The organism is Streptomyces sp. NWU339 (assembly GCF_003143855.1).
In the GTDB taxonomy this organism is placed as follows: Bacteria; Actinomycetota; Actinomycetes; order Streptomycetales; family Streptomycetaceae; genus Streptomyces.
In genome coordinates, this window is record NZ_QFRK01000001.1 from 383,657 (window position 1) to 399,910 (window position 16,254).

Genomic DNA, 16,254 nt, shown 5'->3' on the forward strand with positions numbered 1-16,254 from the left:
ATCACGTGGCGGCGAAGAGTTCGACGGACGGACCGTTCTCGCTGGTCAGCGTCATGCTCCGGTGCTCGACCCGGTAGTTGAGCGTGGTGTCGAAGAGCCGCAGCAGCCGCTTCTCGGTCTTCATGAGTGAGTCTTCGCACACCATTCGGGTCGTGGTGGGCGTGCCGACGGTGATATGGCCGTCGCGGACGGTGGCGTCGGCGTTCACCTTGTTGCAGCCGAGGCTTCCGGAGACGGTGCCCTCCTCCTCGTCGAAGGTGAGGTGGGCACGGCCCGCGGAGTCGGGGGAGACGATCTTCCACTTCGTGCCGTACAGCGGGGTGTCCGCGTTGCCCTCGCTGAGACGGACGGTGGTGCCGTCGTCGGCGGTGAGGCTCAGACGGTCGTCGTTCACCCGGACCTTCAGAGCACCGTCCTGGAAGGAGAGGGCGCGGGCGAGGGCACCTTCGAAGCTCCTGCGCGGCTCGTCGTCACAGGCCATCAGGGTGGTGTCGACGGCGAACCGGACCCGGTCTTCGTCGAAGCCGGTCTCACCGCGGAAGTAGTTGCAGGCGTACCGGCCGCTGGTCCGGCCGTCGTCCTCGATGGTGACGTGCGAGTCGACGGGGGCACGGAGGGTGGTGCCGTTCGCGGTGACGCTGTCGACGTTCCAGCGCATGCCGGTGAGGGACCGCTCCGCCGTACCCGTCTTCGCACCGACCGCGCTCGCCCGCCCGGCGTCCGCCCCCGCGCCCGCGCCCGCCTGCTCACTGCCACAGGCCGCCACGAAGGGGACGGAGAGGGCGACGGTGGCCGCCGCGAGAACGGTGCGCCGTTTGCGCCGGTTGTTCCTCTGTGTGTACATGCCGCTTCGACGGAGACGGGGGACTTCCGGTTCCCCTCGCGTCGTCCGCCGTCGCCTCACGTCATCAGCGGCAGGTACGGTCCCAGGTCCGCCCGCTCCCCGCTCGCGCTCACCTCGGCATCGGCCACCGCGTCCTGCCAGGCCGTGCGCCCGGTGGCCAGCCGGATCCAGGTCAGCGGGTCGGTCTCGACGACGTTGGGCGGGGTGCCCCGGGTGTGCCGCGGCCCCGCCACGCACTGCACGACCGCGTACGGCGGGATGCGCACCTCCGTCGAGCCGCCGGGCGCCTTCGCCGCCAGCGTGTCGGCCAGCAGCCGGGTGCAGGCGGCGAGGGCCTGACGGTCGTGGGGGACGTCGAGGCCGGGCACGGCGGCGCCCAGGTCGTCGGCGTGGACGACGAGCTCGACGGTGCGGGTGACCAGGTAGTCGGTGAGGTTCATGGCCCCGGGGCGCAGGGCGAGCACACGGGTGGGCGGGGCGGCGTCGAGGTCCCGGGTCAGCTCCTCCGCGGTGCGGGTGAACAGGGCGTCGAAGTCCGAGGTCGCCTCGGCGAGCGCCCGGGAACGCTCGGCGACGGCACCGGCGTGGGCGGCGGTCGCGGCGGGGTAGTCCAGCAGCGCCAGCTCGGGCTTCGCCGGTTCGTCCCGCTCCAGGGCCCGGCTGACGCTCCCGACGGTCAGGGCGAGGTGCGCGAGCAGGTCCCGTACGGTCCAGTCGCCGAGGCGGGTGGGCAGGGCGAGGTGTCGCGCGTCCAGGGTGCGTACCGCCTGCCGTACGTTCCCGAACTGGGCCAGGACGGCGGTGCGGGTCTTGGCGGGGTCGTAGGAGCGGGTGCGCTTCTTGGCCGGGGACATGGGGGCAGCCTAGGAGGTGCGCCGCGAGGTCGGCACGGGCGCCTCGGACACCTCGCCGCCCCGGCCGGCCCCACGAACGACGGAGCCCCCGACCGGCGGACCGGGCGGGGGCTCCGTACGGGAAACCGAACGACGCAGGCCTCGGATCAGGCCAGCAGGGCCGGGATCGTCTCCTCGTGGACCGTGCGCAGCTCCTCGAGGGTGAGCGCGAACTCGCCCTGGAGGTCCACCGTGTCCCCGTCGACGACTCCGATGCGGGTCGCCGGGAGGCCGCGCACACCGCACATGTCGGTGAAGCGGACCTCCTCCGAACGCGGCACGGCGACGATCGCGCGGCCGGCCGACTCGGAGAACAGGAAGGTGAACGCGTCGAGCCCGTCCGGTACGACCAGACGCGCGCCCTTGCCGCCGAGCAGCGCCGACTCGACCACGGCCTGGATCAGACCGCCGTCGGACAGGTCGTGCGCGGAGTCGATCATGCCGTCGCGGGAGGCGGAGATCAGGATCTCGCCGAGGAGGCGCTCGCGCTCCAGGTCGACCTCGGGCGGCAGGCCGCCGAGGTGGTCGTGGACGACCTGGGACCAGGCCGAGCCGCCGAACTCCTCACGGGTGTCGCCGAGGAGGTAGAGCAGCTGCCCCTCCTCCTGGAAGGCGGCCGGCGTGCGCCGCGCCACGTCGTCGATCACACCGAGGACCGCGACCACCGGGGTGGGGTGGATGGCGGCCTCGCCGGTCTGGTTGTAGAGCGAGACGTTGCCGCCGGTGACCGGGGTGCCGAGCTGCAGACAGCCGTCGGCCAGACCGCGCACGGCCTCCGCGAACTGCCACATGACCGCGGGGTCCTCCGGCGAGCCGAAGTTCAGGCAGTCGGAGACGGCGAGCGGCTTGGCACCGGTCGTCGCCACGTTGCGGTAGGCCTCCGCCAGGGCCAGCTGCGCGCCCGTGTACGGGTCGAGCTTGGCGTACCGGCCGTTGCCGTCGGTGGCGATGGCGACGCCGAGGCCGGTCTTCTCGTCGACGCGGATCATGCCGGAGTCCTCGGGCTGGGCGAGGACCGTGTTGCCCTGCACGAAGTGGTCGTACTGCCGGGTGATCCACTCCTTGGAGGCCTGGTTGGGCGAGCCCACCAGCTTCAGGACCTGGTCCTTCAGCTCGTCGGACGTCTGCGGCCGGGGCAGCTTGTTCGCGTCGTCGGCCTGGAGCGCGTCCTGCCAGTCGGGGCGGGCGTAGGGGCGCTCGTAGACCGGGCCGTCGTGGGCGACGGTGCGCGGGTCGACGTCGACGATCTTGCCGCCGTGCCAGAAGATCTCCAGGCGGTCGCCGTCGGTCACCTCACCGATGACGGTGGCGATGACGTCCCACTTCTCGCAGATCTCGAGGAAGCGGTCGACCTTCTCCGGCTCGACGACCGCGCACATGCGCTCCTGCGACTCGCTCATGAGGATCTCCTCGGGCGAGAGCGTGGAGTCGCGCAGCGGTACGTCGTCGAGGACGACGCGCATGCCGCCGGAGCCGTTGGAGGCCAGCTCGGACGTGGCGCAGGACAGGCCGGCCGCGCCGAGGTCCTGGATGCCGACGACCAGCTTCTCCTTGAAGGCTTCCAAGGTGCACTCGATGAGGAGCTTCTCCTGGAAGGGGTCGCCGACCTGGACCGCCGGGCGCTTGGACGGCTTGGCGTCGTCGAAGGTCTCGGAGGCGAGGATCGAGGCGCCGCCGATGCCGTCGCCGCCGGTCCTGGCGCCGTACAGGATAACCTTGTTGCCGGGCCCGGAGGCCTTGGCAAGGTGGATGTCCTCGTGCCGCATGACGCCGATGGCACCGGCGTTGACCAGCGGGTTGCCCTGGTAGCAGGCATCGAAGACGACCTCGCCGCCGATGTTGGGCAGGCCGAGGCAGTTGCCGTAGCCGCCGATGCCGGCGACGACGCCGGGCAGGACGCGCTTGGTGTCGGGGTGGTCGGCGGCACCGAAGCGCAGCGGGTCCACGACGGCGACCGGGCGGGCGCCCATCGCGATGATGTCGCGGACGATGCCGCCCACCCCGGTGGCCGCGCCCTGGTAGGGCTCGACGTACGACGGGTGGTTGTGCGACTCGACCTTGAAGGTGACCGCGTAGCCCTGACCGACGTCGACGACACCGGCGTTCTCGCCGATGCCGACGAGCATCGCGTCGGACTCGGGGGCCTTCTCGCCGAACTGCCGGAGGTGGACCTTGGAGGACTTGTACGAGCAGTGCTCGGACCACATCACCGAGTACATGGCGAGCTCGGCGCCGGTCGGGCGGCGGCCGAGGATCTCCACCACCCGCTCGTACTCGTCCTTCTTGAGGCCGAGTTCGGCCCAGGGCAGCTCGACGTCGGGGGTCTCGGCCGCGTGCTCGACCGTGTCCAGAGGCGTCCGGCTCATGCGTTGACCAGCTTCTTGAGGATCGAGGTGAAGAACGGGAGGCCGTCGGTGCGACCGGTGCCGATCAGTGACTCGACGGCGTGCTCGGGGTGCGGCATCAGACCGACGACGTTGCCCGCCGCGTTGGTGATGCCGGCGATGTCGTTGAGCGAGCCGTTGGGGTTGAAGTCGAGGTACCGGAAGGCGACCCGGCCCTCGGCCTCCAGCTCGTCCAGCGTGTACTGGTCGGCGACGTAGCGGCCGTCCATGTTCTTCAGCGGGATGTGGATCTCCTGGCCGGCCGTGTAGTCGGTGGTCCAGGCGGTCTCCGCGTTCTCCACCCGCAGCTTCTGGTCACGGCAGATGAAGTGCAGGTGGTCGTTGCCCAGCATGCCGCCGGGGAGCAGGTGCGCCTCGGTGAGGATCTGGAAGCCGTTGCAGATGCCGAGGACCGGCAGTCCCGCCTTCGCCTGCTCGATGACGGTGTCCATCACCGGCGAGAAACGGGCGATGGCCCCGGCGCGCAGGTAGTCGCCGTAGGAGAATCCGCCGCACAGCACGACCGCGTCGACCTGCTTGAGGTCCTTGTCCTTGTGCCAGAGCGCCACGGGTTCGGCGCCCGCGAGCCGGATCGCGCGCTGCGAGTCCCGGTCGTCGAGGCTGCCGGGGAAAGTGACGACGCCAATACGAGCGGTCACTTCACGGCCCCCGAGACTTCCTCGACCCTGACGGTGAAGTCCTCGATCACGGTGTTGGCGAGGAAGGATTCCGCAAGATCATGAATGCGGGCGAGCGCGGCCTCGTCGACCGGCCCGTCAACTTCCAGTTCGAATCGCTTTCCCTGACGGACGTCCGAGATCCCCTCGAAACCCAGCCGCGGCAGTGCGCGCTGCACCGCCTGGCCCTGGGGGTCGAGGATCTCCGGCTTGAGCATGACGTCGACTACGACGCGTGCCACTGGCACTCCCGGTGTGTGGTGCTGAGCAGGTCCCTTCAGACTACCCGCACAAAATTTCTACGCGAGTAGAGTTGGAGGAATCTACGTGACCCCGATCACGATTCGGCGTCGCGGGGAGGAGCCGGGGAAAAGATCCGGGAAAGATCCGCGATCTGTCACGTATCGCTATTGCGCCCCGGACACGCGGGCAGATTTAGTCGAGCTTCACAATGCATTGCCGAGCACTGTACAAATGAATTGTCATTAGCAGATGGTTTGCCCGTTTACAGGCGGACGCCGACATCTCCGCGACACCCGGGGCGTCATCACCGACGTCGGCACAGAGGCGTCGCACGAAGGGACCGATTATTCGTGGCGCAGAAGGTCGTGGTCACTCTCTTTGACGACATCGACGGCTCGGAAGCGGCGGAAACGATCGCCTTCGGACTCGACGGCAAGTCGTATGAGATCGATCTGAACGAAGCCAACGCCGATGGCCTGCGGAGGGCGCTCGCGCCCTACGTACAGGCCGGCCGCAAGCGCTCCCGCTCGGGCCGGGCGTACCGGCAGACGGAGGTCGCCCCCGATCCGGCGGCCGTGCGCGCCTGGGCGCTGTCGAACCAGATGGACGTCCCCGCGCGCGGGCGGATCCCCAAGCGGATCTACGAGGCGTTCGCCGCGGCGCGGTGAGGCCGGCGCGGCGGGACGGGTGTGACGGGGCGCGCGGTGCGGCGGGGTGCGTCCCGGCCGTCCGGGCTCCGGTCGCCCGCGCCTCGGTCGCCCGAGCTCCGGCCATCCGGCCCCCGTGGCAGCCGACTTGCACAACACCCCCGTTGATCAGCTAGAGTCTGGAGCACACCGCGAGGCCAGGCCGAAAGGCCCAGCTCACGGAGTACATGCGGGTGTAGTTCAGTAGTAGAACATCCCCCTTCCAGGGGGAAGGCGCAGTGTGCAATTCCTGTCACCCGCTCTGCGTAGCCGTACCGATCGGTGCATCCGATCAGGTAGGCTGGTGCTCGCACCGACCGGTGAAAGCCGGTCGGAGGCAATGCGGACGTAGCTCAGCTGGTAGAGCGCAACCTTGCCAAGGTTGAGGTCGCGAGTTCGAACCTCGTCGTCCGCTCGGGAATCAGACCCCGGTCCATCGGACCGGGGTCTTTTCGTGTCGCCGTGACCCTCCCGGTGCCCGTGCGGGACGACCCGGCGCCGTTCTGACATTTGTCACGCCCAGTGATGACAGCCCGCACGGCTGCCCGGCCGGTTGATCCTGAATGATCGAAGCATGCGAGGAAACGAACATGAACACGTGATCGAGGTCACTGACCTGCGCCGTGTGTACAAGGGCGGGTTCGAGGCCGTACGTGGGATCGGCTTCTCCGTACGGCGCGGGGAGGTCTTCGCGCTGCTGGGCACCAACGGCGCGGGCAAGACCTCCACCGTCGAACTGCTGGAGGGTCTCGCGGTGCCGACCGGCGGACAGGTCAGGATCTTCGGTCACGACCCGTACACCGACCGCGCCGCGGTACGGCCCCGCACCGGCGTGATGCTCCAGGAAGGCGGCTTCCCCTCCGACCTGACCGTCATGGAGACCGCGCGGATGTGGGCCGGCTCCGTCAGCGGGGCCCGTCCGCCGCAGGAGGTGCTGCCGCTGGTCGGACTGGCCGGGAAGGACGACGTACGGGTCAAGCAGCTGTCCGGGGGTGAGCGGCGCCGCCTCGACCTGGCCCTCGCGCTGCTCGGCGACCCCGAGGTGCTGTTCCTCGACGAGCCGACGACCGGCCTGGACGCCGAAGGGCGCCGCGACACCTGGCGCTTGGTGCGGGACCTGCGCGACAACGGCACGACCGTGCTGCTGACCACCCACTACCTCGAGGAGGCCGAGGCACTGGCCGACCGCCTCGCGATCATGCACAAGGGGCGCATCGCCACCACCGGCACCCCCGCCGAGGTGACCGCCGCGCAGCCGTCGCGGATCACTTTCGAACTGCCCCCCGGCTACTTCCCCGGGGACCTGCCGCCGCTCGACGACCTGGGCGTGGCCGGGCACGAACTGGACGGACGGATCATCCGGCTGCACACCCGTGAACTGCAACGGGCGGCCACGGGCCTGCTGGTGTGGGCGGAGCGGGCCGGTGTGGAGCTGAAGGGACTGGATGTGCGCTCGGCGTCACTGGAGGAGGCGTTCCTGGGCATAGCCCGGGAAGCCTCCGCACGCGAAACCCTCGAGCAGGGGGAGAGCACCATCACGGGAAAGGAATACGCGGCATGAGCGGGACGGTCAGCACGACCAAGGGGTCGACCGGGGGAACGGCCGAGGCCGCGAGCGGCGGGAACACCGCGGCCAGCACCCCCGTGGGACGCATGCGGGCCCTCGCCCGAGCCGAGTTGACGCTGTTCGGACGCAGCAGGGGCACGCTCTTCGCCGCGCTCTTGGTGCCGCTGGTGCTTCCGCTCAGCCTGTACTCGGCGGCCGACGGGATGGACCTCGACAAGGCGGGTCTCAGCCTCGGCGCGGTGATCCTGCCCGGCGCGATCGGCTTCTCCCTGCTGTTCGCCGTCTACACGTCGCTCGTCAGCGTCTTCGTCACCCGCCGCGAGGAACTGGTGCTGAAGCGGCTGCGCACCGGGGAGCTGCGGGACGCCGAGATCCTGTGCGGGGCCTCGCTCCCGGCCGTCGTCACCGGACTGGTGCAGTCGCTGCTGCTGGCGGGGGGCTGCGCACTGGTCCTGGACGTGGCCGCGTCGCAGGCCGTCCATCTGTCCGTGCTGGGGCTGCTGCTGGGCCTGGGACTGTGCGCGACGCTCGCCGCCGTCACCGCGGGCTTCACCCGGACCACCGAGAGCGCGCAGGTCACCGCGATGCCGGTGATCATGGTGTCGATGCTCGGCTCCGGGATGATGGTCCCGCTGGAGGTGCTGCCCGACCGGCTGGCCTCCTTCTGCGAACTGCTGCCCCTCACCCCCGTCATGACCCTGCTGCGCGGCGGCTTCACCGGCGACCTGTCCGGCTCCGAGACGCTGTTCGCCGTGGCGACCGGCGCGGCCTGGGCGCTGCTGGCGGTGTTCGCCGTCCGCCGGTGGTTCCGCTGGGAACCGAGGCGCTGACATGCCGACGGCGGGAGGCGGGGACACGAGCAGGCGGGGCGGCTGGTGGGGGAGCAAGAGCACCCCGGCGAAGGTGGAGACGTACACCCGGTGGTCGTTCCACTCCTTCGCGTTGGCCGAGTTCGTGGCGGTCGGCGGGCCGGTGATCGGGCGGTTCGGGCACCTCGGGCCGAGGCTCGCTGCTCCACTGCTGCTCGTGATCGCCGTGCACTGCGCGCTGTGCGTCGTGACCGCCTCACGGGCGCTGGACTGGCTGCGCGGGCCGCGGGAGCAGCCCCTCCGGCTGCTGTGGGCGCTCGGTGTCGTCTCCGCGGTCGTCACGGTGACGGCCGTGGCGATCGCCGAGCACGGGCCGGCCGACCGCGACGTCGCCGAACCGGTGGCCGGGATCCTGATGCTCGTCCCGTCCTTCGGCGCCGGGATCGTCGCGCTCGGGGTGCGCAGCCGGCCGCGGGCGTTCGGCTGGGTGGTGGGCTTCGCGGTGGGCACGGGAGTGGTGTCACTGCTCTTCGGCATGCCCGCCCCGGCCGCGCTGCTCTTCTCGGTGGCGATGCTGTTCGGCGGCGGGTTCATGGCCTTCGCCTCGGTGATCTCGGTCTGGCTGCTCAACGTCGTGTACGAACTCGACGAGGCCCGGGAGACCCGTACCCGGCTCGCCGTCGCGGAGGAGCGGCTGCGGTTCGGGCGGGATCTGCACGACGTCATGGGCCGCAACCTCGCCGTGATCGCCCTGAAGAGCGAGCTGGCCGTCCAGCTGGCCCAGCGGGAGCGGCCGGAGGCGGTGACGCAGATGGTCGAGGTGCAGCGGCTGGCGCACGAGGCGCAGCGGGAGGTGCGCGAGGTCGTCCGCGGCTACCGCGAGGCCGACCTGGGCAGCGAACTCGCGGGCGCCAAGGGCGTCCTGGACGCGGCCGACATCGACTGCACGGTCACCGGTCCGACGACCGGGCTCCCGGCACAGGTGCAGTCCGCGCTGGGCTGGGTCGTACGGGAAGCGGTGACCAACGTGCTGCGGCACGGGGACGCACGGTGGTGCGCGGTGGGGATAAGGGTGCTGGAGGGGCGGACGGTACTGACGGTGGAGAACGACGGTGCACCGGAGAACGGCGGCCCGGGCCGGGGGGCCGGTCTGGTCGGGCTGCGGGAGCGGCTGGCCGAGATCGGGGGGACCCTGCGGGCCGGCCCGGCCGGGGACGGACGGTTCCTGCTGACGGCCGAGGTCCCGTCGCCGTCGGCCGCCGGTTGGGAAACGTTCCCCTCGGGGGAGTCCACCGCGTCGTCCGCGCCCCGCACGAGCGTGAGCGAGGTCACGTCATGACGACACCCCGGCCCGCGCACCCCGTCCGGCTGCTGCTCGCCGACGACGAGCATCTGATCCGGGGCGCGCTCGCCGCGCTGCTGTCCCTGGAGGACGACCTCCTGGTCGTCGCCGAGGCGGCCTCCGGTCCGGAGGCGCTGGCGATGGCTCGGGCGCACGCCCCCGACGTCGCCGTACTGGATCTGCAGATGCCCGGCGCCGACGGCGTGAACGTCGCCACATCTCTGCGGTCGGAACTCCCCGGCTGTCGGGTGCTGATCGTGACCAGCCACGGGCGGCCCGGGCACCTGAAGCGGGCGCTCGCGGCGGGTGTGCGCGGCTTCGTCCCCAAGACCGTCAGCGCACAGCGCCTCGCGGAGATCATCCGCGCGGTGCACGCGGGAAACCGCTACGTGGATCCCGAGTTGGCCGCCGACGCGATCGCCGCGGGGGACTCGCCGCTGACCGCGCGCGAGGCCGAGGTGCTGGAACTCGCGGCCGACGGGGCGCCCGTGGCGGAGATCGCGGAGCGGGCCGCGCTGTCCCAGGGAACCGTGCGCAACTATCTGTCGTCGGCCGCGTCGAAACTCGGTGCGGAGAACCGTCATGCCGCGGTACGCCTCGCCCGCGAGCGAGGTTGGGTATAGTTGGCCTCGCGCCACGGCGCAACGCGGACGTAGCTCAGCTGGTAGAGCGCAACCTTGCCAAGGTTGAGGTCGCGAGTTCGAACCTCGTCGTCCGCTCCGCACCAAGGCCCCGGTCATCGACCGGGGCCTTCGCCGTTGCCTCAGCTCCAGCTCATGCCGGTCAATCGCTCGTACGCCTCCACGTACTTCGCCCGGGTCGCGTCGACGACGCGCTGCGGCAGCGCCGGCGGGGGCTGCTCGCTCGCGCGGTCCCAGCCCGACTCGGCGGAGGTCAGCCAGTCCCGCACGTACTGCTTGTCGTACGACGGCTGCGCGTGGCCCGGCTCCCACTGATCGGCCGGCCAGAAGCGGGAGGAGTCCGGGGTGAGCACCTCGTCCGCGACGACCAGGGTGTCGCCGTCGAAGCCGAACTCGAACTTGGTGTCCGCGAGGATGATCCCCCGGTCGCGGGCGACGTCCCGGGCACGGGTGTACGCGGCGAGGGTGGCCTGCCGCAGCTGCGCCGCGGTGTCGGCGCCGACCTGGCGGGCGACCTCCTCGTAGGAGACGTTCTCGTCGTGCTCGCCGACGGCGGCCTTGGTGGCCGGGGTGAAGATCGGGGCCGGCAGTTCCGATCCGTCCACCAGGCCCTCGGGCAGGGCGAGGCCGCAGACCGTACGGGACTCCCGGTACTCGGCGAGGCCCGAACCGGTGAGGTAGCCACGGGCCACGCACTCCACGGGGGCCATCCGCAGGGACTTGCAGACGAGCGTGCGGCCCGCCCAGTCGGCGGGGGCACCCGCGGGGAGTTCGGTGCTCAGGACGTGGTGCGGGACCAGGTCGGCGAGCTGGTCGAACCACCAGAGGGAGAGCTGGGTGAGGACCCTGCCCTTGTCCGGGATCTCGGTCGGCAGCACCCAGTCGTAGGCGGAGATGCGGTCACTGGCGACCATGACGAGGTCGCCGGCCTCGTTCCGGTACAGCTCGCGCACCTTTCCGGTGTGCAGATGCACCAGGCCCGGAACCTGGATCGGCTCGGGCTTCTCGACGAATCCGGACACGGTTCCTCCGCGTGGCTCGGAACAGCAGGACACCCGCGGGGCTCGCTCCGCTCGCGCGGGGTGGCGGTGGGAGACGGCGGGACAGTGACGCCAATTGTCCCGTACGAACAGCCGCCCCCGCCGCTCGGGGGCAGCCGCGGGGGCCCACGGGCCGGAGCCGGCCAGGTCAGTCGTGTTTGCAGATGCGGTCGAGGAGGTTGGCCGTGGCGCGCTGGATGCGGGGATCGCTCCGGCCGGGGCCGTCCAGGGCCGGGGACCAGGCGAGCGTCCCCGACGCGAAGACCCACGCGCCGGAGGGCGCCCGGTAGAGGGAGGTCTCCTGGTGCCGTCCGCCGTCCGCCCGGTCGGTGTACGGGGAGTGCGCGAGCAGGACCCGCTCCTCGTGCTCGGGCAGCGGGGTGCGCGGGAAGTAACGGTCGGCCCCGACCGCGACCAGCTCCTCGATCCCGTCGCCCTCGGACGCCCCCGTCCCCTCCCACAGCCAGTGGTCGGCGTTGCGCACGATCAGCGGATGCGGTGCGGGGACCTGACCGGCGTACTGGATGCCGAGCAGCTGCTGCTCCGCGCGGTCCGACTCCCGCCACAGCGACGGTCTGCCCGGAGTCCTGCGTTCCGGCGCTCGGCGTTCCGGGGCCCGGCGTCTGCGGCGGGTCAGCAGACGGTCGGGGGCTCCGGACGGGGAGGGGGCGAGCTCCACCTGCCCGTACATCGTGCGGGCGGAGAGGAAGACGAGGGAGGTGCCGTACCCGCGGGCGTGTTCCACGGTGTCGCGCATGGCCTGGGACCAGTACACGTCGGGGCCGGGGAAGACCATCCCCCGGTAGCGGGTGGGATCGACCCGGCCGGAGTGCAGGTCGCCGGCGCCGGCGTAGGCGAGGTCGTAGCCGTAGCGTTCGGCCCAGCGGATGACGTCGTAGGTGTGACCGCCGTACGGCGGCAGGCCGGTGCCCGCGTACGGGCGGTCGAAGGAGACGGTGGCCGCCGCCGCGCCGGCCTCGTCGAGCGGCTGCCCGTCCTCGTCCCACGGGTAGCGGTTGTGGGCCTGCCAGGTGATGTCGGGCAGCACCAGGAGCAGGTCCGCCGGACGGTCGTCGCGCACCGTGAAGGGGACGTGGGACCGGTGGCGGCCGTCGGCGGTGGTCAGGACGGCCACGTAGGCGCCGACGCTCCAGTCCGACGGGACCCGCAGCCGCCAGGACAGCCACCAGTGGTGGCAGGAGACCGTACGGCCGGCGGTGAGCGGCGGCGGCTGCACGATGCCTGCCAGGCGGGGGCCGGACGTGATCCGGGCGGTGCGCCGCCCGTCGTAGTGGCCGACGCGGTGGACGTCGACGCCGAACTCCTGGGGCGGGTCGACGGAGACGTGGAAGTCGATCGTCCCTCCGGGTGCCACCCCGCCGGTGGAACTGAAGCCCTCGATCCGGCGGCGGCCCTGCTCCGGTCCCATGGTGGCTCCCCTCCCCCGGCCCCGTCGGCCCCCTTGCCGGCGGTCGGCAATGCGCTTGTCGTGTGCCGCAAGCCCTGGTCACGGAGCGCGAACAGACCAAGCACATCACATGGGGCACATATTCCATCACCCTTCGTCGCGAACCGGTCAAAAGCGGAAGCCGGAACTCCGGGTGATGGGCGGGAGTTGTGGGGAGGTTCGACTCAGACGAGCCGTACGGGCTTCTCCGGACGTATGCCCTGCCGGGCCAGCCACAGGCGCAGGGCCACGGGATCGCCGTCCTCGATCAGCGTCATGACCTGGGCGGGGAGGTCCGTGACACGTACGCCGCCGATGAGGAGGGCCGGGCCGTCGAGCCAGTCGAGCCCGGGGGTCGCGCCCGCGGTGTCCATGGCCGCGCAGCAGACCATCGCCATGATGTGGTCGGCGAGCAGTTCGCGGCCGGTACGCGGGGGCTGGAGGGGGAGCAGGGGCAGCGCCCTGTCGTCCCAGAGGGAAGCGGGGTCGGCCGGGGCGGGGGGAACGGTCGGGGCGCTCCCGGCCGAGGTGAGTGCGGAGGCGGGTATGGATGCTGAAGCGGGTATGGGCGCGGACGCGGCCCGCTCGGTGGCCGCGGCGCCCTCGCGGGCCACTTCGGCACTGATCCGGGCGGCCAGGGCGGCACTGCGCGGGGTGGTTCCGGCGAGGTCCTCGTCGTAGTCGACGGCGTCGGCGTCGGCGTCGGTGTTTTCAGGCCCCGCGTGTACGGGCGGTTCCGCGCGCGGGGCCGGCACCGGGTCCGTCAGGTGGTCGAGGACGCGGGAGAGGGTCGGGCCGTCGGAACCCAGGCCCTCCCCACCGTCGGCGGGGCGTACGCCGAGGGCGTCCAGAACGCGGTGGAGCCGGGCCGCGTCCGCACGCCACTTGCGGTCGACGACCTCCTCCGGGTAGTCGCCCCAGCGGACCGGCGACCACTCGGGCCCGCTCCCGGCGGGACCGCCGTGGAAGAGGCGGGCGGCGAGGAGGGAGGTGGCCTCGTCCACCGCGCCGGGCTCTTCGAGCAGGTCGCAGGCGGGACGCTCACCGAGGCGGGCGGCGAACCCCTCGGCCAGCCGGTCCCGGCGGGACAGCTCGGTGAGCGCGGCCACCACCCCGGCGTTGAGCCGGGAGGGCCAGCGGCCCATCCGCCAGGCGGGCAGCGCCACCCGGGTGAGCAGCCGGTCCCAGCCCGCGTACGCCAGCCCCACCTGTTCCTGGGCGACGATCCTCAGCCCGTAGTCCACGGCCTGGGCGCGATCGGCCGCCGCCGCGGCGACCCCGCGTTCCATCTCGGCGGTGTGCACCCGGCAGCCGCGCAACAACGACCGCGCGACCCAGCCGACGCCCGCGAACACCGCCCGGAACACCGGCCCGCGCCGAGGCTCCGAGGTCACGGCCACCGCCGCGTCGAGGCCCCGGACGAAGCGCCGGGCGGCGGCTATGTCCGGGTGCGCCGAGGGTCCCGTACCGGCGACGACCGGGGCGAGGACCGCGCGCAACTCGCCGACACGCATCCACCACAGGAACGGGGAGCCGATCACCAGCACGGGCGCGGCGACGGTCGTCCGGCGGTGCGGAGGCCGGCCCGAGCCCGCTATGTCGCCGTGTTCCTCGACGGGCGGGGGGCCGTGCGCCGGGTGGGTGCGGTCCTCCAGCCAGCTGTCGCAGTCCGGGGTGAGCGCTATCGCGGACGGAACGGGGACATCGAGCCGGTCGGCGAGGTCGCGCACCATCCGGTACAGGTCCGGGGCCGCCCCCTCGGCGATCGGGACCGTCGGACTCACGGCGGGCCGGGCACGGGCGACGACCAGGGCGACTCCGGCGGCGGCGAGCAGGACCAATACCGCGAGCGGCGTGAGCGTCCAGCGGACGACGTCCCAGCCGGTGCCGACGAAATGGCCGGTGGAGCCGCCGACGAGCAGGATCACGGCGACGGCTGCGGGCAGCAGGGCGACGGCCAGTGCCCTGCTGCGCAGGCGGAGTACCGCGAGCGCCCGTGAACGCGCCGACTGCGCGCCCGCATCCCTGCCCATGCCACCTCCGCTCATGCTCATGCCCCTGCCTCACCCCCTCCCGACGGTCCTGACGCTCTCCTGGCGCTGCCCACTCCCCACTGTGACACCCGTCACTGACATCGCAATGCCGGTGAGCCAAGTGCCGGAGCGTGCCGGAACACTTGCGCGGCACCCTAGTTGGGGCCCCGGCCCTCGTCAGCCGGATGGCGCATCGGTCACTCGATGGAATGGCTCAGGGCAAAGGTGAGTGACGGACGGCAAAGTTCGGGCCCCGGATCCTGAGGCGGATCGGGGCCCGTGGGGTTCATCGGTGTCTGCGAGGGCTCATGTGCCCTTGGCCGCCTCCGCCGCGATGTCCGTGCGGTGCTGGGAGCCGTCGAGGCGGATGCGGGAGACCGCGCGGTAGGCACGGTCGCGGGCCTCGGTGAGATCCGCGCCGGTCGCCGTGACGGACAGCACCCGGCCGCCCGCGCTGACGGTCTCGTCGCCCACCTGCTTCGTCCCCGCGTGCAGCACGTACGCGTGCGGGGCGTCCTGGGCGACGACCTCGTCCAGGCCGGTGATCGGGTCGCCGGTGCGCGGGGGGCCGGGGTAGTTGTGCGAGGCGACGACGACCGTGACGGCGGCGTCGTCGCTCCAGCGCAGCGGCTCCAGGTCGGCGAGGTTGCCGGTGGCGGCGGCCATCAGCAGTCCGGCCAGCGGGGTCTTCAGACGGGCCAGCACGACCTGCGTCTCGGGGTCGCCGAACCGGGCGTTGAACTCGATCACGCGCACACCGCGCGAGGTGATCGCGAGACCGGCGTAGAGCAGGCCGGAGAAGGGGGTGCCGCGCCGCCGCAACTCGTCGACGGTCGGCTGCAGGACCGACCGCGTGACCTCGTCGACCAGCTTCGGATCGGCCCACGGCAGCGGGGAGTACGCCCCCATGCCGCCGGTGTTGGGGCCCGCGTCGCCGTCCAGCGCGCGCTTGAAGTCCTGGGCGGGCTGGAGGGGCAGCACGGTCTCGCCGTCGGTCACGGCGAAGAGGGAGACCTCGGGGCCGTCCAGGTACTCCTCGATGACCACCTGCCGGCAGGCGTCGGCGTGTGCCCTGGCCACCTCGATGTCATCGGTGACGACCACGCCCTTGCCGGCGGCGAGCCCGTCGTCCTTGACGACGTGGGGAGCGCCGAAGGCGTCGAGGGCGGCGGCGGTCTCGGCGGGGGTGGTGCAGACGTACGACCGCGCCGTGGGCACGCCCGCACCCGCCATGACGTCCTTCGCGAAGGCCTTGGAGCCCTCGAGCCGCGCGGCCTCCTTGGAGGGACCGAAGGCGGCGATGCCCGCTTCGCGCACGGCGTCGGCGACACCGGCGACGAGGGGGGCCTCCGGGCCGACCACCACGAGGTCCACGCCGAGCCGTGCGGCCAGCGCGGACACGGCCGCGCCGTCCAGGGCGTCGACCTGGTGCAGCTCGGCCACCTCGGCGATACCGGCGTTGCCGGGGGCGCAGTGGAGCGCGGTGACGTCGGGATCGAGGGACAGAGAACGGCACAGGGCGTGTTCGCGGGCACCGCTGCCGATGACGAGGACCTTCACGGGGTCAGCCTAACGGGACCGGCGGCGTTCGCCTTGTGCGGGCTTCCGAAGGACCGGGGCGGACGGGTTCGTGTGTTCCTCCAATCCA

Annotated in this window: 13 protein-coding genes, 3 tRNA genes and 1 pseudogene; 8 read left to right on the forward strand and 9 right to left on the reverse strand. The window is 72.0% G+C overall.

From position 1 onward, the window contains the following. Position 1: 1 nt before the first annotated feature. From DIZ27_RS01770 to purS, 5 genes are all read right to left on the reverse strand, one after another. The gene (locus tag DIZ27_RS01770; protein WP_109376446.1) at positions 2-844 is read right to left on the reverse strand and encodes an META domain-containing protein; all 843 of its coding nucleotides are present in this window, start codon (positions 842-844) and stop codon (positions 2-4) included. A 56-nt stretch (positions 845-900) separates the two neighbouring features. Beyond that, entirely contained in the window at positions 901-1,698 is a 798-nt protein-coding gene (locus DIZ27_RS01775; RefSeq protein ID WP_109376447.1) for a maleylpyruvate isomerase family mycothiol-dependent enzyme, read from the reverse strand. A 146-nt stretch (positions 1,699-1,844) separates the two neighbouring features. After that, positions 1,845-4,103, reverse strand: coding sequence for a phosphoribosylformylglycinamidine synthase subunit PurL (purL, locus tag DIZ27_RS01780; RefSeq protein ID WP_109376448.1), 2,259 nt, complete (start codon positions 4,101-4,103; stop codon positions 1,845-1,847). Continuing rightward, the gene (purQ, locus tag DIZ27_RS01785; protein ID WP_109376449.1) at positions 4,100-4,780 is read right to left on the reverse strand and encodes a phosphoribosylformylglycinamidine synthase subunit PurQ; all 681 of its coding nucleotides are present in this window, start codon (positions 4,778-4,780) and stop codon (positions 4,100-4,102) included. Before purQ ends, purL begins: the two co-directional genes overlap by 4 nt. Continuing rightward, the gene (purS, locus tag DIZ27_RS01790; protein WP_109376450.1) at positions 4,777-5,040 is read right to left on the reverse strand and encodes a phosphoribosylformylglycinamidine synthase subunit PurS; all 264 of its coding nucleotides are present in this window, start codon (positions 5,038-5,040) and stop codon (positions 4,777-4,779) included. The genes purQ and purS overlap by 4 nt, the downstream gene beginning before the upstream one ends. A 351-nt stretch (positions 5,041-5,391) precedes the next feature. Here purS and DIZ27_RS01795 point away from each other — a divergent pair, with 351 nt between their 5' ends. The 8 genes from DIZ27_RS01795 to DIZ27_RS01830 all read left to right on the forward strand — a co-directional run bounded on the left by DIZ27_RS01795 (position 5,392) and on the right by DIZ27_RS01830 (position 10,164). After that, complete coding sequence (locus DIZ27_RS01795) at positions 5,392-5,709, forward strand: Lsr2 family protein (RefSeq protein WP_109376451.1); 318 nt, start codon at positions 5,392-5,394, stop codon at positions 5,707-5,709. Positions 5,710-5,917: 208 nt separating this feature from the next. Then, positions 5,918-5,989 (forward strand) — tRNA-Gly (locus tag DIZ27_RS01800). Between the two features lie 80 nt (positions 5,990-6,069). After that, positions 6,070-6,142, forward strand: a tRNA-Gly gene (locus DIZ27_RS01805). 159 nt (positions 6,143-6,301) lie between these two features. Beyond that, positions 6,302-7,288 carry an ABC transporter ATP-binding protein gene (locus DIZ27_RS01810; RefSeq protein WP_109376452.1) on the forward strand — a complete coding sequence of 329 codons (987 nt, stop codon included), beginning with the start codon at positions 6,302-6,304 and terminating at the stop codon, positions 7,286-7,288. 92 nt (positions 7,289-7,380) lie between these two features. Further along, positions 7,381-8,124 carry an ABC transporter permease gene (locus DIZ27_RS01815; protein WP_258308204.1) on the forward strand — a complete coding sequence of 248 codons (744 nt, stop codon included), beginning with the start codon at positions 7,381-7,383 and terminating at the stop codon, positions 8,122-8,124. A gap of 1 nt (position 8,125) precedes the next feature. Further along, positions 8,126-9,442 carry a sensor histidine kinase gene (locus tag DIZ27_RS01820; RefSeq protein ID WP_109376454.1) on the forward strand — a complete coding sequence of 439 codons (1,317 nt, stop codon included), beginning with the start codon at positions 8,126-8,128 and terminating at the stop codon, positions 9,440-9,442. Next, positions 9,439-10,068, forward strand: coding sequence for a response regulator transcription factor (locus DIZ27_RS01825; protein WP_109376455.1), 630 nt, complete (start codon positions 9,439-9,441; stop codon positions 10,066-10,068). The genes DIZ27_RS01820 and DIZ27_RS01825 overlap by 4 nt, the downstream gene beginning before the upstream one ends. A gap of 23 nt (positions 10,069-10,091) precedes the next feature. After that, positions 10,092-10,164 (forward strand) — tRNA-Gly (locus tag DIZ27_RS01830). A 44-nt stretch (positions 10,165-10,208) separates the two neighbouring features. On the opposite strand, the gene DIZ27_RS01835 is transcribed toward DIZ27_RS01830, so the two are convergent. From DIZ27_RS01835 to purD, 4 genes and pseudogenes are all read right to left on the reverse strand, one after another. Further along, complete coding sequence (locus DIZ27_RS01835; RefSeq protein ID WP_109376456.1) at positions 10,209-11,108, reverse strand: phosphoribosylaminoimidazolesuccinocarboxamide synthase; 900 nt, start codon at positions 11,106-11,108, stop codon at positions 10,209-10,211. A gap of 166 nt (positions 11,109-11,274) precedes the next feature. Next, positions 11,275-12,594: pseudogene (locus DIZ27_RS01840) on the reverse strand (N,N-dimethylformamidase beta subunit family domain-containing protein); the annotation flags it as partial. A gap of 164 nt (positions 12,595-12,758) precedes the next feature. Next, the gene (locus tag DIZ27_RS01845; protein WP_109376665.1) at positions 12,759-14,621 is read right to left on the reverse strand and encodes a hypothetical protein; all 1,863 of its coding nucleotides are present in this window, start codon (positions 14,619-14,621) and stop codon (positions 12,759-12,761) included. A 291-nt stretch (positions 14,622-14,912) separates the two neighbouring features. Then, positions 14,913-16,166, reverse strand: a complete 1,254-nt coding sequence (purD, locus tag DIZ27_RS01850; RefSeq protein WP_109376457.1) for a phosphoribosylamine--glycine ligase — start codon at positions 16,164-16,166, stop codon at positions 14,913-14,915. Positions 16,167-16,254: the final 88 nt, after the last annotated feature.

Coding starts and splice junctions, on each gene's coding strand:
- DIZ27_RS01775 (WP_109376447.1), bottom strand. CDS start 1,698: ATGTCCCCGGCCAAGAAGCGCACCCGCTCCTACGACCCCGCCAAGACC.
- DIZ27_RS01770 (WP_109376446.1), bottom strand. CDS start 844: ATGTACACACAGAGGAACAACCGGCGCAAACGGCGCACCGTTCTCGCG.
- DIZ27_RS01825 (WP_109376455.1), top strand. CDS start 9,439: ATGACGACACCCCGGCCCGCGCACCCCGTCCGGCTGCTGCTCGCCGAC.
- purL (WP_109376448.1), bottom strand. CDS start 4,103: ATGAGCCGGACGCCTCTGGACACGGTCGAGCACGCGGCCGAGACCCCC.
- DIZ27_RS01820 (WP_109376454.1), top strand. CDS start 8,126: ATGCCGACGGCGGGAGGCGGGGACACGAGCAGGCGGGGCGGCTGGTGG.
- DIZ27_RS01815 (WP_258308204.1), top strand. CDS start 7,381: ATGCGGGCCCTCGCCCGAGCCGAGTTGACGCTGTTCGGACGCAGCAGG.
- DIZ27_RS01845 (WP_109376665.1), bottom strand. CDS start 14,621: ATGAGCGGAGGTGGCATGGGCAGGGATGCGGGCGCGCAGTCGGCGCGT.
- DIZ27_RS01810 (WP_109376452.1), top strand. CDS start 6,302: ATGCGAGGAAACGAACATGAACACGTGATCGAGGTCACTGACCTGCGC.